At 62.3% G+C, this 20,062-nt stretch carries 19 protein-coding genes; 15 read left to right on the top strand and 4 right to left on the bottom strand.

Features of this window, described 5'->3' with window-relative positions; translation table 11 throughout:
- Positions 1 to 74: 74 nt before the first annotated feature.
- From M1D99_RS23055 to M1D99_RS23035, 5 genes are all read left to right on the top strand, one after another.
- A complete protein-coding gene (locus M1D99_RS23055; RefSeq protein ID WP_458130821.1) occupies positions 75 to 959 on the top strand; it encodes an acyl-CoA dehydrogenase in 885 nt (294 codons plus the stop codon).
- Positions 960 to 1,159: 200 nt separating this feature from the next.
- Positions 1,160 to 2,254, top strand: a complete 1,095-nt coding sequence (locus M1D99_RS23050) for a serine hydrolase domain-containing protein (RefSeq protein WP_434571874.1) — start codon at positions 1,160 to 1,162, stop codon at positions 2,252 to 2,254.
- Positions 2,251 to 2,562 (top strand): amidase, encoded by a 312-nt coding sequence (locus M1D99_RS23045; protein ID WP_186730534.1) that lies wholly within the window; start codon positions 2,251 to 2,253, stop codon positions 2,560 to 2,562. Before M1D99_RS23050 ends, M1D99_RS23045 begins: the two co-directional genes overlap by 4 nt.
- Positions 2,563 to 2,747: 185 nt before the next feature.
- The gene (locus tag M1D99_RS23040) at positions 2,748 to 3,338 is read left to right on the top strand and encodes a YceI family protein (protein ID WP_186704503.1); all 591 of its coding nucleotides are present in this window, start codon (positions 2,748 to 2,750) and stop codon (positions 3,336 to 3,338) included.
- 1 nt (position 3,339) lies between these two features.
- Positions 3,340 to 4,497 carry a phospholipase D-like domain-containing protein gene (locus M1D99_RS23035; protein WP_186704504.1) on the top strand — a complete coding sequence of 386 codons (1,158 nt, stop codon included), beginning with the start codon at positions 3,340 to 3,342 and terminating at the stop codon, positions 4,495 to 4,497.
- Between the two features lie 142 nt (positions 4,498 to 4,639).
- Here the strand turns inward: M1D99_RS23035 and bglX are convergent, their stop codons facing one another.
- A complete protein-coding gene (gene bglX / locus M1D99_RS23030) occupies positions 4,640 to 6,931 on the bottom strand; it encodes a beta-glucosidase BglX (RefSeq protein WP_186730536.1) in 2,292 nt (763 codons plus the stop codon).
- A gap of 249 nt (positions 6,932 to 7,180) precedes the next feature.
- Here bglX and M1D99_RS23025 point away from each other — a divergent pair, with 249 nt between their 5' ends.
- The 6 genes from M1D99_RS23025 to M1D99_RS23000 all read left to right on the top strand — a co-directional run bounded on the left by M1D99_RS23025 (position 7,181) and on the right by M1D99_RS23000 (position 12,090).
- Positions 7,181 to 7,789 (top strand): LemA family protein, encoded by a 609-nt coding sequence (locus M1D99_RS23025; protein ID WP_186704506.1) that lies wholly within the window; start codon positions 7,181 to 7,183, stop codon positions 7,787 to 7,789.
- Between the two features lie 136 nt (positions 7,790 to 7,925).
- A complete protein-coding gene (locus M1D99_RS23020) occupies positions 7,926 to 8,675 on the top strand; it encodes a TPM domain-containing protein (RefSeq protein ID WP_458130820.1) in 750 nt (249 codons plus the stop codon).
- A 28-nt stretch (positions 8,676 to 8,703) separates the two neighbouring features.
- Positions 8,704 to 9,321, top strand: coding sequence for a TPM domain-containing protein (locus M1D99_RS23015; RefSeq protein WP_186704508.1), 618 nt, complete (start codon positions 8,704 to 8,706; stop codon positions 9,319 to 9,321).
- A gap of 335 nt (positions 9,322 to 9,656) precedes the next feature.
- Positions 9,657 to 10,874 (top strand): class I SAM-dependent methyltransferase, encoded by a 1,218-nt coding sequence (locus M1D99_RS23010; protein WP_411386722.1) that lies wholly within the window; start codon positions 9,657 to 9,659, stop codon positions 10,872 to 10,874.
- Positions 10,875 to 11,092: 218 nt separating this feature from the next.
- The gene (locus M1D99_RS23005) at positions 11,093 to 11,674 is read left to right on the top strand and encodes a DJ-1/PfpI family protein (protein WP_186704510.1); all 582 of its coding nucleotides are present in this window, start codon (positions 11,093 to 11,095) and stop codon (positions 11,672 to 11,674) included.
- A 71-nt stretch (positions 11,675 to 11,745) separates the two neighbouring features.
- Positions 11,746 to 12,090 carry a YegP family protein gene (locus M1D99_RS23000; protein ID WP_434571864.1) on the top strand — a complete coding sequence of 115 codons (345 nt, stop codon included), beginning with the start codon at positions 11,746 to 11,748 and terminating at the stop codon, positions 12,088 to 12,090.
- A 161-nt stretch (positions 12,091 to 12,251) separates the two neighbouring features.
- On the opposite strand, the gene M1D99_RS22995 is transcribed toward M1D99_RS23000, so the two are convergent.
- Positions 12,252 to 13,271 (bottom strand): DUF4917 family protein, encoded by a 1,020-nt coding sequence (locus M1D99_RS22995; RefSeq protein ID WP_434571862.1) that lies wholly within the window; start codon positions 13,269 to 13,271, stop codon positions 12,252 to 12,254.
- Between the two features lie 141 nt (positions 13,272 to 13,412).
- Between M1D99_RS22995 and yiaY the strand changes: the two genes are divergently transcribed.
- Positions 13,413 to 14,561: an L-threonine dehydrogenase gene (gene yiaY / locus M1D99_RS22990; protein WP_186704513.1), complete on the top strand. Its 1,149-nt coding sequence runs from the start codon at positions 13,413 to 13,415 to the stop codon at positions 14,559 to 14,561.
- On the opposite strand, the gene M1D99_RS22985 is transcribed toward yiaY, so the two are convergent.
- Both M1D99_RS22985 and M1D99_RS22980 read right to left on the bottom strand, forming a co-directional pair.
- Complete coding sequence (locus M1D99_RS22985; protein WP_458130819.1) at positions 14,558 to 15,721, bottom strand: MFS transporter; 1,164 nt, start codon at positions 15,719 to 15,721, stop codon at positions 14,558 to 14,560. The genes yiaY and M1D99_RS22985 overlap by 4 nt on opposite strands.
- 13 nt (positions 15,722 to 15,734) lie before the next feature.
- A complete protein-coding gene (locus tag M1D99_RS22980) occupies positions 15,735 to 16,970 on the bottom strand; it encodes an aminotransferase class I/II-fold pyridoxal phosphate-dependent enzyme (RefSeq protein WP_434571858.1) in 1,236 nt (411 codons plus the stop codon).
- 257 nt (positions 16,971 to 17,227) lie between these two features.
- Here M1D99_RS22980 and fos point away from each other — a divergent pair, with 257 nt between their 5' ends.
- From fos to M1D99_RS22965, 3 genes are all read left to right on the top strand, one after another.
- Complete coding sequence (fos, locus tag M1D99_RS22975) at positions 17,228 to 17,644, top strand: fosfomycin resistance glutathione transferase (protein WP_458130818.1); 417 nt, start codon at positions 17,228 to 17,230, stop codon at positions 17,642 to 17,644.
- 155 nt (positions 17,645 to 17,799) lie between these two features.
- Positions 17,800 to 19,149, top strand: coding sequence for a sensor domain-containing protein (locus M1D99_RS22970; protein ID WP_434576600.1), 1,350 nt, complete (start codon positions 17,800 to 17,802; stop codon positions 19,147 to 19,149).
- 344 nt (positions 19,150 to 19,493) lie between these two features.
- The gene (locus M1D99_RS22965; protein WP_186704517.1) at positions 19,494 to 19,997 is read left to right on the top strand and encodes a DUF4142 domain-containing protein; all 504 of its coding nucleotides are present in this window, start codon (positions 19,494 to 19,496) and stop codon (positions 19,995 to 19,997) included.
- The last annotated feature ends 65 nt before the right edge of the window (positions 19,998 to 20,062 follow it).

The raw sequence follows: 20,062 nt of genomic DNA, 5'->3' as shown, positions 1-20,062 counted from the left end.
GGCTATGTAGCCCCGGTGTCATCGCCATGAAGCTTTGGTGATGCTTATATGACAGCCCTCAAGGAGTCCGCCCAATGCCCTGGCACACCCTGATCGAACACGGCGAGCGCTTGCCCGCCCATCCGGACCTGGCCGAAGGTTATGCCGCGTTGCTGCAACGCCTGGGGCCGGTGACGCCGTTCGAGCTGGCCGTGCTTGGGGCTCGGTCGATGGCCACGCCGGGGCTGGCGTTCCTGGTGGGCTACCAGGCGGCACTGCGAGTGCTTTGGCCCAGCGCGCCGCAGAGCCTCGGCGCTCTGTGTGCCACTGAGCAGCGCAGCGTGCGGCCGACGGACATGCACACCCGTCTCGACGATTTGCGCCTGAGCGGACGCAAGGATTTCGTCACCGCTGGCGACGCCGCCGAATGGCTGTTGATTGCTGCCCGCTGCGAAGCGCCCGGTGAAACGCCACGGCTGAACCTGGCGGTGGCCTACGCAGGCGAGCCCGGCGTGACCTTGGAGAAACTGCCCGCCATGAGCCTGATGCCCGACATCAGCCATGGCCGCGTGCTGCTCGACGGCGCGTTGTGCGAATTGCTGGCGGGCGATGGCTGGGACGCCTACGTCAAACCGTTCCGCACCCTGGAAGACCTTTATGTGCTCAGCGCGATGACGGCCTGGTTGCATGGCGTCGGGCAGGAGTGCGCCTGGCCCCAGGCGTTGCAACTGCGCCTGCTGGCATTGCTCGCCGGCTGTGCGGAAGTGAGCCGGCATAACCCTTCGAGTGCTGCCGGGCATGTGCTGCTGGGCGGGTTGTTCGCCCAGTTCCACGGGCTCGACGGTGAACTCGACGCTGCCCTGGCCGGCGGGCCTGCGACGTGGCGCGAGCTGTGGACGCGGGATAAAGGCGTGATGGACATTGCGGGAGGGGCTCGGGCCAAGCGGTTGGCCAAGGCGTTGGAATCTTCATCGGGTTGAAGGGCCTCATCGCGGGCAAGCCTTGCTCCCACAGGTGCAATGCCAAATGACAGTCTGCTGAAGACCTTTGGGAGCAAGGCTTTCGCTAGACCTGTGGGAGCAAGGCTTGCCCGCGATGGCGTCAGCACTGTCGACACAAGTCCCCAAACTGTCATCAAGTCTGAATAGGCTCCGAAGGTTCAACCCTGCGAGCCCCAAGTATGTCCAAAGGCTGGTTCCTGATTCCGCTGTTATTGCTCAACCTGAGCGCCCACGCCGAAGACTGGCCCGGCGAGCAATGGCCAAGCGGCCCGACGCCGAGCGGGCCGGCCATCGAAGCCTTGGCGCAATACGCCTTCCCACCCCGGGACGATGAGAGCCGCGAGGGCATCCGCACCGATGCGCTGCTGGTGATCCAGGACGGTCGGCTGGTCTATGAACGCTACGCCGGACCAACCACCGCCCAGACCCCGCACCTGACCTGGTCGATCAGCAAAAGCCTGCTGGCGACGGTATTCGGCGTGGCCTATGGCGAACAGCGCTTTGCCCTGGACGATCCGGCCGCCAAGTACTATCCGCCGCTGAACCGACACCCGGGCCTGACCCTGGCCGATCTTTTCCATTGGGCGTCCGGCCTCGACTGGCAGGAAGGCTACGAATACGCGCCGCTGAAGTCATCGGTGGTGGCGATGCTCTACACCCGCGGGCGTCATGACATGGCGGCGTTTACCGCGCAGCATGAAAGCTTCAGTCAGCCTGGGCAGGCGTTCCGTTATTCCAGTGGTGACAGCAACCTGTTGGCGGCGGCCCTGAAAAATATCGTCGGCCCGGCACGTTATCCCGATTACCCCTGGACCGCTCTGTTCGAACCCTTGGGCATCCGCTATGCCACCTGGGAAACCGACGCCAGCGGCACGTTCGTGGGGTCGTCCTACGCCTACCTCACGGCGCGGGATTTGGCGCGTGTCGGCTTGTTGATGCAACGGGACGGCCGCTGGGGCGAACGGCAGCTGATTCCCAAGGCTTGGGTCGCGTTCAGCCGTGAACCGTTCGTGCACTTCCAGGCCGGCCAGGATGAAGCCGTGCCGGGCGGGCACTGGTGGCTCAATCGCGCCGCCGATCCGACGATCCACCCCTGGCCCGACGCGCCGCCGGACACCTTCGCCGCCCTGGGCCATTGGGGCCAGGCGCTGTACGTCATTCCCAGCGCCAAACTGGTGATCGTGCGCTACGGCGACGACCGCGACGGCCGCTATCGCCATAACGAACTGCTCAAGCGGGCCATGGCGGCGTTCGCCGGGACGGTGCAGCCATGAGGCGCAACGTGTTGCTGACTCTGCTGTCGGCGGTGCTCATCGCCCTGTTCAGTTGGATGTGGCTGGAGCGGGTGGCGTTGCGGGCCTTTCCCGACATCATTAGCGCCTACACCGCCAAGGAATACTGCTCGTGTCGCTATGTGATGGAGCAATCGGCGGACTACTGCCGTGGCTATGTGAAGCAGTCGGTGCCCACCAGCGACTTTCTCGAGACCGCAGACGCGAAACGCATCACCGTCAGCGGGTTGGGGCGTAGCAACAGCGCGCGGTGGATGGGGGAGCGGCAGGGGTGTCGGTTGGAACCCTGAGCTGACTGTTGAGGGCAAGCCTTGCTCCCACAGAAACCCTCTTCACCCAGGGAGCCTTGCTCCCACAGATGAAACCCTTCACCTCAGGTTCTCTGCATTCCTGGGCAGTTGTTGAAACAGACAGTTTGCAAGCGCCCTCGGCCCGGTTAAGGTTCGCCACAGGTTTATCTACCCTCCGAGTGTGTATGTTCAAGCGGTTTTTCCCACGCGTGGTCGCCAGCGTGCTGCTGGCCTGCGCAGCGCTGCCGGCCCAGGCCGACTGGTACCTGGACGGCGAGTCGTCGCGGCTGTCGTTTATCAGCAGCAAAAACGGCAACATTTCCGAGGTCCAGCGTTTCCTGGTGCTGCACGGCCAAGTCCAGCCCGACGGCTTGGCGCGCCTGGAAGTGGAGCTCGAATCCATCAACAGCGGTATCCCCCTGCGGGATGAGCGCATGCGCGCCGAGCTGTTCGACATCAAGCAATTCGCCGAGGCCACGGTCACCGCCAAGATCGACCTGATGCCGATCCAGGACCTGGCCAACGGCGCACAGCTGGAACTGCGCCTGCCGCTGACGGTGAACCTGCACGGCAAGCAGCATGAATATCCCGTTGAGTTGCTCGCGACGCGCCTGGATGAGCGTCGCTTCCAAGTGGTGACCCTCGAACCGGTGGTGCTCAACGCGGCGGATTTCGATTTGGCGCCGGGCCTGGAAAAGCTGCGCAACCTGGCCGGGTTATCGGCCATCAGTTTGTCGGTGCCGGTGAATGCGGTGCTGATTTTCACGGCGCGCTGACATGAGCGGCCCGGTCTTTCCCTGGCGTGAAGGCAATCGCTTCGAGCTGTTGGTCGACGGCCCGGAATTCTTTCCGCGCATGCTGGTGGAAATCGCCCGTGCCCGGGAACAGGTCGAGCTGGAACTGTACCTGGTGGAGGCGGGGGCCTGCGCCGAAGCAATGGTCCAGGCACTGGTCCAGGCCGCCGAGCGTGGCGTTCGCGTGCGCTGCCTGTTCGATGACTACGGCAGCCTGGCGTTTACCCTGGCCCTGCGCAAGCGTCTGACCGAGGCCGGGGTGGAGTTGCGTTTCTACAATCGCCTGAGCTGGCGGCGCTGGGTGCGCAATCTGTATCGGGATCATCGCAAGCTGTTGTTGGTGGACCAACGCCTGGCCGTGGTCGGTGGCACCGGGGTGACCGATGAATTCTGGAACCCCCTCGACGACCGCAGTGAGTGGCACGAAGTGATGGTGGAAATCGTCGGCCCGCTGGTGCTCGACTGGCAACTGCTGTTCGACCGCCAGTGGCTCGCCAACCGCCATCGGCGTGCCTGGAAACCGGCCTCCAACTTCGGCTTGCCGCGCCTGCCTCGCGTGCCGCCGGTGGGCGAGGGCATGGGCCGGGTGGCGTATGCCGACGCCCGTCAGCATCGCGACATCCTGCAATCGCTGTCCCGGGCATTGAACAGCGGCCAGAAACGCATCTGGATGGCAACGCCGTACTTCCTGCCGACCTGGAATGTGCGCCGCTCCTTGCGCAAGGCCGCCGCCCGCGGCATCGATGTGCGCCTGCTACTGACCGGCCCACGCACCGATCACCCGTCCGTGCGCTACGCCGGGCACCGTTACTACCCGCGACTGCTCAGGGCCGGCGTGCAGATTTACGAGTACCAGCCGTGTTTCCTGCACTTGAAGATGGTGCTGGTGGATGACTGGGTCAGCATTGGTTCCTGCAATTTCGATCACTGGAACCTGCGTTTCAACCTGGAAGCCAACCTCGAAGCCTTGGACTCCAAGCTCAGCAGTGCCGTGGCGGCCAGTTTCGAGCGGGATTTCGCCCAGAGCCTGCAAGTCAGCCTCGACGCCTGGCAGCGCCGACCGCTGTGGAAGCGGTTCAAGCAGCGGCTGTGGGGGTGGGTGGATCGGTTGGTGGTGAATCTGCTGGATCGGCGGGGTTAAGCGCAATCCTTGAAAACACATGGAACCCCATGTGGGAGCGGGCTTGCTCGCGAAGGCGGTGTGTCAGCCGACTCAATTGCTGACTGATACACCGCCTTCGCGAGCAAGCCCGCTCCCACAAGGTTATTGCAGTGTTGTTGGGTCAGAGCAACTCAAAACTCTGCTGTTTCACATCCTGGGAGTCCAGGCCGATCTGCACGTTGAACTTGCCCGGCTCCGCGGCGTACTTGAGTTGGGCGTTGAAGAACTTCAGGTCGTCTTCGGTGATGGTGAAATGGATGACTTTCTTCTCGCCGGCCTTGAGCATCACCTTGCGGAAGTTCTTCAGCTCCTTCACCGGGCGGATGATCGAGCCGGTCACGTCCTGGATGTACAGCTGCACCACGGTCTCGCCGTCACGCTTGCCGGTGTTTTCCAGCGTCACGCTGGCATCGAGCTTGCCGGTCTTGTTCAGCGTGGTCGACGACAGCGCCATGTCCGACAGGCTGAATTCGGTGTAGCTCAGGCCGTAGCCGAACGGGTAGAGCGGGCCGGTGGTGTCGTCGAAATACTGCGAGGTGTAGTTGCCCGGCTTGCCCGGCGTGAACGGCCGGCCAATGCTCAGGTGGTTGTAGTAGGTCGGAATCTGCCCTACCGAGCGTGGGAAGGTGATCGGCAGCTTGCCAGACGGGTTGTAGTCACCGAACAGCACGTCCGCGATGGCGTTGCCGCCTTCGGTGCCGCTGAACCAGGTTTCCAGGATCGCATCGGCCTGCTGCTTTTCTTCCAGCAACGACAGCGGACGGCCGTTCATCAGCACCAGCACCAGGGGCTTGCCGGTGGCCTTCAGGGCCTTGATCAGCTCGCGTTGGCTGGCGGGGATGTTCAGCTCGGTACGGCTCGACGATTCATGGGACATGCCCCGGGACTCACCCACGGCGGCCACCACCACGTCGGCGGACTTCGCGGCCTTCACCGCTTCGTCGATCAGCACTTGGGCCGGGCGCGGGTCATCCACCACTTCCGGGGCGTCGAAATTGAGGAAGTTCAGGTAGTCCAGGACCTTCTTGTCGCCGGTGATGTTGGCGCCACGGGCGTAGATCAGCTTCGACTCACCGCCCAGAGCGCGGGTCATGCCGTCGAACAGGGTGACCGACAGCGCCGGGCGGCCGGCGGCAGCCCAACTGCCCATCATGTCGATGGGGGCCTTGGCCAAGGGACCGACCAGGGCGATCTTCGCGGTTTTCTTCAGGGGCAGGGTCTGGTTGCGGTTTTCCAGCAGGACCAGGCTGCGGCGCGCCACATCCCGGGCATCGGCGCGGTGCATGCGGCTGTCGGCGTAGACGTCGGCGGGGTCATCCTCGGCCTTGCCGATGCGCAGGTACGGGTCCTTGAACAGGCCCATGTCGTACTTGGCCGCGAGCACTTCGCGCACCGCATTATCGATGTCGCTCTGCTCGATCTCGCCAGCTTTCAGCAGCCCTGGCAACTCCTTGCCGTAGAGCGAGTCGTTCATGCTCATGTCGATGCCGGCCTTGATCGCCAGCTTCGCCGCTTCGCGACCGTCCTTGGCGACGCCGTGCTTGATCAGTTCGAAGATGGCGCCGTGGTCACTGACCGCGAGGCCCTTGAAGCCCCATTCCTTGCGCAACAGGTCGTTCATCAGCCAAGTGTTGGCCGTGGCCGGCACGCCGTTGATGGAGTTCAGCGCGACCATCACACCGCCGGCACCGGCGTCGATGGCGGCGCGGTAGGGCGGCAGGTAGTCCTGGTACATTTTCAGCGGACTCATGTCCACGGTGTTGTAGTCCCGACCGCCTTCCACGGCGCCATACAGGGCGAAGTGCTTGACGCTGGCCATGATGCTGTCGGCAGCGTTGGCCCCGGTGCCCTGGAACGCCTTGACCATCACCCCGGCAATGCGCGACACAAGATAAGTGTCTTCGCCGAAGCCTTCTGAAGTCCGGCCCCAGCGCGGGTCGCGGGAAATATCGACCATGGGCGCGAAGGTGATGTCGATGCTGTCGGCCGCCGCCTCCTTGGCTGCGATTCGGCCGGAGTGGTAGATGGCGTCCATGTCCCAGCTTGAAGCCAGGGCCAGGGGGATCGGGAAAATCGTGCGGTGGCCGTGGATCACGTCATAGGCGAAGAACATCGGGATCTTCAGCCGGCTGCGCATGGCCGCGTCCTGCATCGGACGGTTCTCATCGCGGGTGATGGAGTTGAACGTGCCGCCGATATTGCCGGCGGCGATTTCCTTGCGAATCATCTCCCGGGGCATTTCCGGGCCGATGCTGATCAGGCGCAATTGGCCGATCTTCTCTTCGAGGGTCATCTGCTTCATCAGGTTACTGATGAACGCATCCTTGTTCTCCATGGGGGCGGGCAGGTTGTCGGCTAATACGGAGTGACTGGCCAGACTGACAAACAGGCCCAGCAAACACAGCTTCTTCATGAATAATTTTCTCGCAAGCCTAAAGGGCGGGATCAGGACACGCCGGTCAGCCGAAATGTGAGGAGCGGCTATTGTTGTTCAGTTAAATGCAGCAGACTTTCGAACCCATTGGGCTGAACTTAGTTTCGCACTGCGCATCTTTTAGCCCATCGGCCCGTTTCAATCCAGCGCGACGGCAGATTATGCCCCAGACGTCGGCGGGATAGGTGGCCGGGTTTTCCTATGTCATGCCAGGGAGCGCCATATCCGATGAATCCTCGACTGAATCACCTTCGCAGCCTGCCGATGCTGGCGCTGATGCTGCTCACCACGTTGTTGGCCGGTTGCGGCATCAACAACATCCCGACCCTGGACGAACAGGCCAAGGCCGCCTGGGGCCAGGTGCAGAACCAGTACCAGCGCCGCGCCGACCTGATTCCCAACCTGGTGGAAACCGTCAAGGGCTACGCCCAGCACGAGCAGGACACCCTGACCGCAGTGATCGAGGCGCGGGCCAAGGCCACGTCGATCCAGGTGGACGCCAGCACCTTGGACAACCCGGAAAAACTCAAGCAGTTCCAGCAGGCCCAGGACCAGCTGAGCGGCGCATTGAGCCGGCTGATGGTGGTGGTCGAGCGTTATCCGGACCTCAAGGCCAACCAGAATTTCCTGGCGTTGCAATCGCAGCTCGAAGGCACCGAGAACCGCATCGCCGTGGCCCGCCGCGACTTCATCCTGGCGGTGCAGAAGTACAACACCGAGATCCGCACGTTCCCGGGGCGCCTGTGGCACAGCGTGATGTACAGCGACCTGCCGATCCGCGAAACCTTCGAGGCCACCAGCCCCAACGCTGAAAAAGCCCCTGAAGTGAAGTTCTGAAAAAACTGTGGGAGCGAGCCTGTGGGAGCAAAGCTTGCTCGCGATGAACGATAACGCGGTCATTAAAAAGACCGAGGTGCCTTCATCGCGAGCAAGCTTTGCTCCCACAGCAGCTCGCTCCCACACAGGAGTTGCAATGCGAGCGTTGAAATTTGGCCTGGTGCTGTTGCTCTGGGCGTTTGCCATCACGGCCCAGGCCGAATTGAAGTTTCCGGAACTGACCGGGCGGGTGGTGGACGCCGCCCAGATGCTCGAACCCTCGGTGCGCACGCAATTGGACTCGCAGCTCAAGGCCCATGAACAGGCGACCGGCGAACAGGTGGTCGTCGTGACCCTGGCAGACCTGCAGGGCAGCAGCATCGAGGACTTCGGCTATCAACTGGGGCGCCACTGGGGCATCGGGCAAAAGGATAAAAACAACGGCGCGCTGCTGATCGTCGCCCGGGATGACCGTAAACTGCGCATCGAAGTGGGTTATGGCCTGGAGGATCGCCTGACCGACGCCCAGAGTTCGGTGATCATCCATCAGGTGATCACGCCGGCCTTCAAGACCGGTAACTTCAACAAAGGCATCAGCGATGGCGTCGCGGCGATGCTGGTGGTGCTGGGCGGCAGCCCGCTGGACGAGCCCGCGACCGCTTACAATACGGATGGGCAGCAGGGCGATTTTGTCGAGCGTCACCCGGGGCTGTTCATCTTCCTGGTGATACTGTTTATTTTGACGGTATTGGTCTGCCAGATGCTCGGTATCCTGCCGGCCGGACGCGGTGGCGCCAGCGGCTCGGGCGGTTACGGTGGCGGAGGCTTTGGCGGCGGAGGCGGTGGGGGCGGCTTCAGCGGCGGTGGTGGCAGTTTTGGGGGCGGCGGTTCGTCGGGCGGCTGGTGATAATAATAATGAGCAGGCACTTTTAACCATGGCATTACTGACTGAACACGAACAACGCAAGGTTGCCGAGGCCATCGCCCGGGTCGAGCGGCATACCGACGCCGAACTGGTCACGGTGCTGGCCGCCCGCGCCGACGACTACGCCTATATCCCGCTGCTGTGGGCCAGCTTGCTGGCCCTCGTGGTGCCCGGCGTGGTCCATTACCTCAGCGGGTGGCTGGCCGTGCACAGCCTGCTACTGGTGCAGTGGGTCAGTTTCATCGTGTTGTGCCTGGTGTTCCGCATCCCCAAGATCACCACGCACCTGATTCCCCGTTCCGTGCGCCACTGGCGGGCCTCCAACCTGGCGCGCCGGCAATTCCTCGAACAGAACCTGCACCACACCGTGGGCAGCACGGGTGTGCTGATCTTCGTCTGCGAGGCCGAGCGGTATGTGGAAATCCTCGTCGATGAAGGCATCTCCAAGCACCTGGACAACACCTGCTGGGACGCCATTGTCGCAGCGTTTACCCAGCAGGTTCGCCAGGGGCAGACCTTGCAGGGTTTCGTGACGTGCATCGAAGCCTGCGGAGAATTGCTCAAGGAACACGTGCCGCTGACCCAGGAGCGCAATGAACTGCCAAATCGGTTGGTGGTTTTAAGCTGATTGTCGATCACCATGGCCAGAGCCGCTTTTGTGGCGAGGGAGCTTGCTCCCGCTCGGCTGCGAAGCAGTCGTCGATTTGCGAGCTCGTTGCCCGACCTTGGAGCCGATGGGGACCGCTTCGCGGTCCAACGGGAGCAAGCTCCCTCGCCACAAAAGCTCCCTCGCCACAAAAAAGCCCCAGTGAGCCACAAAAAGCTCAGTGAGCCGCAAAAGCCGGGGCCTTCGTAAAAAGGGCCTGGATTTTCTACCACTGGGGAAATTCCCCGTGCCCTCGCTGCCCATCCCCCCTAAAATACCCGCCATTCCCGATCCGCCCGCCCCGAGGCCGCTTGTTCATGTCCGCCACCGCAACTCCAGCCCGTCCCGCGCCGGATCACCACGCCCAATTCATCGAGCTGCTGCGCACCAGCCTTGAACAAAACGCTTTCATCAAACTGGTACTGGCCAAGTACGTGGGGGACGAAGCGGACCTCCAGCGGCTGATCATCAAGCAGCTGACGGTCAAGGACCAGCCATGCCTGTCCTTTGTCTACCGCTACAAGACCCGCGACATCACCAAGAATTTCCCACTGGCCGAAGGCGTGGACACCATTGCCGCGCTGTTGCCGGCGTCGTTCAAGAACGCGCATTTGCTGGCGGTCACCGACGAGGCGCAGCTGGAGTACAGCAAGAAGGGCAAGAGCTCGCTATTCAAGAGCAAGCCCCAGCAACTGCGGGAAGTGCCGTCTGCCGAGCACAACCGTGAGAAAAATCGCTTCCTCGACCTGAGCCGGCCATTTTTGGCTGACCTGGGCGTGACCAACCACAAGCACGAGCTGATTCCGGCGATGTCGCGCAAGTGGAAGCAGATCAACAAGTTCATCGAGGTCTTTAGTCATGCGCTGACGTCTTCGCCCCTGGCCTTGGACAAACCGGTGCGGGTCTCGGATTTCGGTTCGGGCAAGGGCTACCTGACCTTCGCCATCCATGATTACCTGCGCAACACCTTGCAGGCCGAGGGCGTGGTGACGGGGGTCGAGCTGCGCGAAGACATGGTCAAGCTGTGCAACGAAGCCGCCGCGCGCCTGGAGCACCCGGGCCTGAGCTTCCAGCACGGTGACGTGCGCAGCGTGGCGCCGAGCGCGGTGGATGTGATGATCGCCTTGCACGCCTGCGATATCGCCACCGACTACGCGATCCACATGGGCATTCGCTCGGGCGCCTCGATCATCATGTGCTCGCCGTGCTGCCACAAGCAGATCCGCCTGCAGATCCAGAGCCCGGCGTTGCTCAAGCCGATGCTGCAATACGGCCTGCACCTGGGCCAGCAGGCGGAAATGGTCACTGACAGCTTGCGGGCGCTGTTCCTCGAAGCGTGTGGCTACGAGACCAAGGTGTTCGAGTTCATCTCCCTGGACCACACCAACAAGAACAAGATGATCCTGGCCGTTAAACGCGCCGAACCGGCGGACCCCACCGAGCTGCTGGCAAAAATCGAAGAACTCAAGGCCTTCTACCACATCACCGAGCACTGTCTCGAAACGCTGCTGCGGGCGGATGGCTATCTCGCCTGACCTCGCCCTGCTAGCACCAACCCCCTGTGGGAGCGGGCTTGCTCGCGAAAGCGGTGTGCCAGCCGACTGAATAGCTGACTGACACACCGCTTTCGCGAGCAAGCCCGCTCCCACGATATGCAGTCCGTCAGGTTATCAGCGCTTATCCCTCACCTACCGACGTACCGGGCTACCTTTAATGCGTCAATCCCTCACGCATTCCCAAAGGAGCCCTTCCCATGGCCGCCAAGAAAATCCTGATGCTGGTCGGCGATTACGTCGAAGATTATGAAGTCATGGTGCCGTTCCAGGCCTTGCAGATGATCGGTCACACCGTGCACGCCGTGTGCCCGGACAAAACCGCGGGCCAAACGGTGCGCACGGCGATCCACGATTTCGAAGGCGATCAGACCTACAGTGAAAAACCGGGGCACTTGTTCGCCCTCAACCATGACTTCGCCAACGTCCAGGCCGCCGACTACGACGCGCTGCTGGTGCCGGGTGGGCGGGCGCCGGAATACCTGCGCCTGAACGAAGCCGTCCTGCAACTGGTGCGTGATTTCGATCTGGCGGGCAAGCCGATTGCCGCGGTGTGCCACGGTGCGCAATTGCTGGCGGCGGCGGGCATCCTCGAAGGGCGTGAATGCAGCGCCTACCCGGCGTGCGCCCCGGAAGTACGGCTGGCGGGCGGGACCTATATGGACATTCCCGTGACCCAAGGCCATGTCCAGGGCAACCTGGCGACCGCACCGGCCTGGCCTGCGCACCCGAACTGGCTGGCGGGATTCCTGACCTTGCTGGGCACGGCCATCACTTTGTAGTAATGGACTGGCGGGACAAGCGCAGCGGGTCTTTACTCTCGGGGCATGCCCTCATTGCCTGGAGAACAATCATGTCCGGATGGTACGAAGTCAGCAAAAGCAGCAGTGGCCAGTTTCGGTTTGTGCTCAAGGCGGCCAACGCCGAGACAATCCTGACCAGCGAGTTGTACACCACCCGCAGCGGCGCCGACGGCGGCATCGCTTCGGTGCAGAAAAACAGTCCATTGGCCGAACGCTATGAGCTCAAGACCACCAAGGACGGCCATCCGTACTTCAACCTCAAGGCCGGCAACCACGAAGTGATTGGCAGCAGTGAGGCGTATTCATCGGATGCAGCCCGGGACAAAGGCATCGCCAGCGTCAAGGCCAATGGATCGACGACAGTCATCAAGGACAAGACCGTGGCTGCGCTCTGACAGGACGGTAATAAGAGAATCCATGGTGAGGGGATCTGTGGGAGCAAGGCTTGCCCGCGATGCGGGCGCTGCGATTGTGCAGACTAGCCGAGTTATCGTTCATCGCGAGCAAGCTTTGCTCCCACCAGTGAACCCCCTCGCCACTCGGGTTTGCCCTGCCTTTAAACCTCCACCGGCACCGACAATTTCGGATCGCCCAACGGATGGCTCTTGGCATCGAAGAAGCGCAATTGCACGTCCAGCCCCTCGAACACCTTGGCGTAATGCCGCTTCTGATGCTGGATGAACGCCTGGCTTCGCGGATAGATCGAAACCGCCACGGTTTTCGGGGCGGCCAGGCGCAGGGCATGGACAATGTGCCGGTCCTGCTCGCCGAGGGCATGGCCGAACAGGCACAGATTATCGCCATGCTGCAGCAACTGGTCGTAGCAGAACGACAGGTAATCGCTGCTGCGGATGGTCTTGAGCTTGTCGGTGCTGGGACCTTCATTGACGAACAGCGGCACGTCGTCGAGGGTCTTGATCGTGTTGTTGATGGCGAAACTGCCCAGCAAGGTGCCTTCGGTGGACGTGAGTTTGCGCGCCGTGCCGTCCTGGTTGCGCACCAGGTGCAGGCCGCCGTGGAGATACAGCAGGCGTGGTTTGTCCGCGCCCGCCTGGCTCAGGTCGAAACTGTGGTCATCGCCACAGAACAGATCGCTGAGGGTCTCGGCCCCATGCTGGATCGCCCAGTAATTGAGCAAGTCGTAATTAGTGGTGAACACCGTGCGGTAGCGGCCCAGTTCCTGATTGATCGTCGCCAGGGTCGATGGCTGCACCAACCGCCACGGGATATGCACCGCATGCACGGTGTTGATCAGCGCCTCCTTGATTGCGTAGTAGCGGTTACGCGGGGCGGCGGAGCTGACGGCCAGGGCCTTGTTGACCCGACTGGTGGTTTTCAGCGCCCCGAGCACCTGTTCGAAGCTGCGCGTCTGCATCGCGTCGAACACGCTCAGTTCCGACGGGCTCAAGGGTTTTTCCTCGACGGTGCGGGCGTTTTCGAACAGCGAGTCATAGCCGAAGTCGTCCCACACCGCACGGCTGGCGCCATTGCCCAGCAGCAGGCCGCTGAAGGCTGTGTCGGCGCGCAAGGCCTCCCAGTCTTCGAGCCGGGTGTCGTATTCCTGGAAATCGGTCATCGCAAGGATCATCTCAAAACGTGGCAAAGGCAGGCCGCGACTTTATCACGACCCAGTCTTGAGCCAGATCAAGATACGTCGTGACTACTCGGTCAATCCTGTACGCCCCTGCCGATTCGGCCTCTTCCAGGAGCGTGTGCCATGAGCAGCACTTTTTTCATCCCCGCCGTGAACATCATGGGTCTGGGTTGCCTCGACGAGGCCATGACCGCCATTCGCAACTACGGCTTTCGCAAGGCGCTGATCGTCACCGACGCAGGGCTGGCCAAGGCCGGCGTCGCCACCAAGGTGGCCGAGTTGTTGGCGCTGCAGGACGTCGACTCGGTGATTTTCGACGGTGCCAAGCCCAACCCGAGCATTGCCAATGTCGAGCTCGGGCTGGGCTTGCTCAAGGAAAGCCAGTGCGATTTCGTCGTGTCCCTGGGCGGCGGTTCACCCCACGACTGCGCCAAGGGCATCGCCCTGTGCGCCACCAACGGTGGACAGATCCGTGACTATGAAGGGGTGGACCGTTCGAGCAAGCCGCAACTGCCGCTGATCGCCATCAACACCACGGCGGGCACCGCCAGCGAGATGACCCGTTTCTGCATCATCACCGACGAGACCCGCCATGTGAAAATGGCGATTGTCGATCGCAACGTGACCCCGCTGATGTCGGTGAATGACCCAGCGTTGATGGTGGCGATGCCCAAGGGCCTGACGGCCGCCACTGGCATGGATGCGCTGACCCATGCGATCGAGGCTTATGTCTCCACCGCCGCCACGCCGATAACCGATGCCTGCGCCCTGAAGGCCATTACCCTGATCAGCAACAACCTGCGCCTGGCCGTGCGCGACGGCACCGATCTGGCGGCGCGGGAAAACATGGCCTATGCGCAATTTCTCGCGGGGATGGCGTTCAACAATGCGTCGTTGGGTTTCGTGCACGCGATGGCGCATCAACTGGGTGGTTTTTACGACTTGCCTCACGGCGTGTGCAATGCCGTGCTGTTGCCCCATGTACAGAGTTTCAACGCCTCGGTGTGCGCCGCTCGCCTGACCGATGTGGCCCATGCCATGGGCGCCGATACACGGGGTTTCAGCCCGGAAGAGGGGGCCCGGAACGCTATTGCGGCGATCCGCAGCCTGGCCCAGGACGTGGACATTCCGGCCGGCTTGCGTGATTTGGGCGTGCGCCTCAACGACGTTCCGGTGCTGGCCGCCAACGCCTTGAAAGACGCGTGTGGCCTGACCAACCCACGGGCGGCGGACCAGCGGCAGATCGAGGAGATTTTCCGCAGCGCGTTCTAAGCGACCCGGGGTGGCACGAACTTCACACAGAGCATCGCCGCCGCCCCCAGCAGTGCGCACAACGCCGCCAGCGGCCAGGCTTGCTGGCTCAACAGCAGGCTGGCCATGGCGCCGATCACCGACGCCATCAGTTGATGCAGGAACCCGCTCAATGCCATGGCATAAGCGCCGGCCACCGGTGAGCCTTCATTGGCCAGGGACAGGCTGATGGGGTAGATCAACGACTGGCCGAACACCGCGAAGCAGTACGGCAGCCAGAAGAGCAACGCGATGCCGCTCAGGGTGAGGCTGCCCGCCAGCATGGTCATGCTGCCGCCGAGCACCAGCGCGATGCCCCAGCCCATCATTCGCCGTTGACCGGTGCGCAGCACAAAGGCGTTCACCGCCAGTGCCCCGAGCAGGTACGCGGCACTGATCGGCCAGCCCAGCAAGCCATATTCAATGGCCGACCAGTGGAAGCTCTCCTGCAGGATCAGCGGCGCGGCGGTATTGAACGCGACGATCACGCCGTAACCCAGCCCACCGGCCAAGGCCGGCAGCAGGAACGCCCGTTGCCGGAATATCTGCCCGTAGATGCCCCACGCCGATTGCCCGTTGCTGGCCTGTATCAGCGCCGGGAAACGGGCCCAGGACACCGCCGCTGCCATGGCCAGGCTGACGGCGCCCAAACCCTGGAAAATCGCCTCCCAGCCAAACGCCGCCTGGATCAGCGAGCCCAGGTACTGGCCAATACCGAGGGCAATCACAAAGGCGATCGATATCCAGGACAGGGCCTTGGCCAGCAGGTCACCGCTGAAGCTGTCACGAATCAGGACCCGCGCCATCACCGAGATACCGCTGGCGCCGATGCCCTGGATCAACCGGAGTATCAGGAACGCCTCGATTGTCGTGCCCAGCGGCAAGGCCAGGTTGCCCAGGCCGTACAACCCCAAAGCCGCCAGCAAGACCGGCTTGCGCCCCAGGCGCTGGCTCAGGCTGCCCCACAACAACATGGGCAGCGCCATGCCGATCAGGTACACCGACAGGCCCCAGGACACCCGGGATGCATCGGCACCGATGTCCCGGGCGATATCCGGCAGGGCCGGCAAATAGATGCTCATGCCCAGTTGTGCCAGGAAGACGGTGGTGCAAGTGACGATCAGGGTTGTACGGTTCTTCATCAAGCGTCCTGTCTCAGGGGCGGAGGTCACGCCCGTGGGTCAGCAGCAGTTCGGTGATCTTTTCGCAAAAGGAGCGAATCACGTCAGGCTCCATGTCGGCGCGCAGGGTAATGCGAATGGCGGCCTTGCCTTGCGGCACCACGGGAAAAAACACCGCTGAGGTGAAATACCCCAGTTCGGCCAATTCGACCGCCAGGCTGTTGGCCAGGGATGCTTCACCGCAAGGCACCATACGGATCGCCATGGGAGTGCCGCGCTGTCCGGTCCGCACGAGGCTGTCGAAGAGGCGGATATTAGCCTGCAAACGCGCCTGCAAGGCGCTGAATTCCAGACTGCGGTGCAGGCGGATCGAAGCCATGCCGGCACCGATGGCCGCTGCGTTCAGGCTCTGGGACCAATTGCTCGGTCCACCGTAACGCTGCACCAGCGCCTTGTGCCGTTCACTGCCAAACATGACCAGCCCGCCACTGGCGCCGAATGACTTGGCCAGCGAGGCGACGACCAGGGTGCGCTCGTCCACCGCCGGGATACGCGAACGGACCAGGCCGGCGCCGGATTCCCCGACCGCAGACAGGGCGTGGGAATCGTCCAGGTAAAGAAACAAGCCATAGCGCTGCTTGAGGTACATCAGGCTGTCCAGGTCCGCCATCCCGCCCATGCTGTAGGCGCCGTCGGCTACATACGCCACCTCGCGCTGGCGCTTGCACACGTCCTCGATGAAATCCATGTCGTTGTGCGGGCAGGTGATGACCTGGGTTTCGTCGGCGCAGGCGGCCTTGCTGTGGTTCATCGAATAATGGGCCTGTTTGTCGAACACCATGACGGGCGCACGATTTTGCGTGAATGCACCGCTGGCCAGCAGCGGCAGGATCCCGGCGCTCGCCGCGCTGCAAGACAGGGCGCTGAGACAACAGGCGCCAAACAGCTCCGACAACTGGGTTTCGTACTGGTCCAGGATCGCCAGCTTGCAGCGATTCCTTGAATTGGCGACCCGCAGGGTCCCGGCCTCCCACAGGGCGGTCATGGCACCGTCCAGCAACGCAGGGTGATAGTCCAGGCCCAGGTAGGATGTCGTGCAGAAGTGATGAAAAGCCCGGCCGTATTGGTCGACCAGCACGTTGGGTGTATTGACCTCGACATTCAGCCCTGAGATTTTCCCGGCTTCGGTGCTTTGCCAATCCTGGTCTGCGAGGGAAATGAGTTTGCGGTAGTTGGTGAAGTAATGAGGTGATTGAGCCGTCTGGTTCATGGTGCGTTTACATTCCTTGGTGAGTGGTGCTGTCCGTGGGGTGTTTCGATTGCGGCGTGTTTCCAGACTTTACAGATTGTTGTGCAGGGCTTTGAATCGGCTGTTTCCGGCGTGCTTGAGTGTCACTGGAGATTTCTGCGTAGGACTTTGCCTAGGACCTTGGACGGGGAATCCATCAATAGTGTCGGAGCTTCGGAGCACCGTGGATTTGCCCTAAGCCCGCTGGGTTGTCACTCTTTTCTGAAGGTAGCTTGCTGATGCTCTCAGGCCTCAATCATCTGACCCTTGCGGTCACCGATCTGGATCGCAGTGTGGCTTTTTATGGCGAGCTCTTGCAGCTGCGTCTTGAGGCCAAATGGAACAGCGGGGCATATTTGTCGCTGCCGGGGTTGTGGTTGTGCCTGTCTCTCGACCCGTTACGCGGGCCCAAGCCGGCGGCGGACTACACCCATTACGCGTTCAGCATCGGCGCTGACCATCTCCCGCTGCTGGTGGCGCGGCTGAACGCGGCCCAGGTGTCGTCTTGGCGAGACAACCGCAGCGAGGGGGATTCGTTCTACTTTCTCGACCCGGACGGGCACAAGTTGGAGGTCCATGTGGGCGACCTCGCGTCGCGGTTGAAGGCTTGTCGGCAGGCACCGTATGCCGGCATGGTGTTTTTTACAGAGCTGTGATGGGGCTGTGTCGAGTCGCGTGGCTGATCTACTGGGCGTTTCGTCCACTACGGTTGATTGCCTGCGCTATCCTCACCGGTATTGGGTACGTCGGTCACGAACTGACCATCACCCGCTTCGTTCGCCGCTGCATTACCCGGATGACCTCCAGCCCCATGGACACTTCAAGTTCCGCGCCGCTGGCCAGCTACATCGACCTTCTGCTGGACGCCGTGTGTGCCGTCGACGGCCAAGGGCGTTTCGTGTTTGTCAGTGCCGCCTGCGAGCGTATTTTCGGCTACACCCCGCAGGAGCTGATCGGCCAGCCGATGATCGATCTGGTGCACCCCGCCGACCGCCAGCGGACCCTCGAGGCGGCGCGGGAAATCATGGGGGGCGAGCCCAAGCTCAATTTCGAGAACCGCTACCTGCGCAAGGACGGACGGGTGGTGCACATCCTGTGGTCGGCGCGCTGGTCGCCGGTGGACCAACTGCGCATTGCCGTGGCCCGGGACATCACTGAACGCAAGCAGGCCGAGTCCCGGCAAGCGGCGTTGTATGCGATTTCCGAAGCGGCCCATGCCGCGGCTGACTTGCTGGCGCTGTTCAAGCGCATCCACCTGATTATTGGCGAGTGGCTGCCGGCGCTGAATTTCTCGGTGGCGCTGTATGACGAGCAATGCTCACAGTTGAATTTCCCCTATCACGTCGATGACCGGGAAGGGCAACCCGAATTGCCGGGCACGGTCACCGGGCGTTTGTGTGCCGAGGTGATTCGCAGTGGCCAGCCGATCCTCCTGACGCCCGGTGGCAGTGCGTTGCCAGCGGGGTTCGACGACTTGGTGGCGCAACCGGACGCGCCATGCTGGCTGGGCGTGCCGCTGAACGCCCAGAGCGGCACGATTGGCGCGCTGATCGTCAAGAGTGCGCCGGACAACGAACGCTACACCGAACAGGACAAGGAGCTGCTGCAATACGTTTGCGCACAAATCACCGTCGCCATCGAGCGCAAGCAGTTGCACGCACGGTTGCAGCACATGGCTCAGTACGATCAGTTGACCCAGGTGCCCAACCGCGAATTGCTCCGTGAACGGTTCAAGTGCGCAGTGGCGGCCGCTCGTGCTGCGTCCGGGCGCATGGCCTTGTTGTATATCGACCTGGATCGTTTCAAGCAGGTCAACGACACCTATGGCCACGGCGTGGGTGACATGCTGCTGCAAGCGGTGGCCAGTCGCCTGAAGGGCTGTATCCGCGACACCGACACCGTGGCGCGTATTGGTGGAGATGAATTCGTGGTCCTGCTGCACAGCATCCAGGCCTTGGAGGATGCCCATCGCGTGCAGGACAAAATCCATCATGCACTGGCCCAGCCGCTGCGTCTGGACGGGCATTGCTTGAGCATCGAACCGAGCATCGGCGTGGCCTGCTTTCCCGACCATGGCACTGAAGACATCGCACTGTTCCGCCACGCCGACGAGGCGATGTATGCCGCCAAACGCCACAATCACCGGGCGTTCGGCATCTGAAAACGCGTCACCGTTCGTCGTGGCGCCCGCAGCTTTCTCAAACCTTCAGCCCGCATCCCATTCGAATATAGGGCAGGGCCCGCGCGCCCGGCATTCACGAATACGGAGGGCTGAACCATGCCTGGTTCAAGCAGTATTTATCCGACAAACAGTGCCCATGATCGAACGAAGGTGTCCGAAGCAGGTCGCAAAAGTGGGAGAACCACCATCACGGCCGTCGATCGAAACCCGCCGAAAGCCGAAATTGGCCGAAAGCCGGGTCGGACGTCTCGCTGAATATTCAGGGTTGGTTCTGATTCAAGGTGGATAACCCACCAGAACTTTTATCAGAGGAGGGCGCGATCATGAGCCGTATGGCCAGTTTATTTCGCACCACCAGTCTCGTCGTGCTGATGGGCCTGGGTGCCAACAGTGCCTGGGCCCAATCGCCTGTCGAATTCATCAACGATGCTTCCGCCAAAGGCATGGCCGACATCGAGACCAGTCGCATGGCCCACGGAAAAGCCGAATCCAGGGAGGTCAAGGACTACACCATCATGGTGATCAACGATCGCACCACCGCCAATCAACATCTGGCGAAGATTGCCAAGAAACTCGACTTGCCCGTCGCCCCCCGGGAGGAAGTGGCCGACAAGGCCAAGGCCTTGATGCCGCAGGTCAAGGATGGCGAGTCGTTCGAAGCCGCGTATGCCGCCAGCCAGGTCAAGGCCACCGAGGAGGCCATCGCGCAGATCCAGCAGGAAGCCCAGACCACCGAAGTGCCGGAAATAAAGGCTTTCGCCGACGAAACCCTGCCCAAGTTGCAGACCCATCTCGAAATGGCCAGGGCGCTGCAGGCCAGCCGTTGACCTGCCGCATCTGGTTTTACATTCAGGACCGGGGCGTCAGCGTCCCGGCAGATTTTGCCCGCCGA

The sequence above is a fragment of the Pseudomonas sp. R3-41 genome (assembly GCF_054161485.1).
Note: the sequence above shows the minus strand (reverse complement) of the source record. Positions and strands in the feature narration are given on the sequence as shown.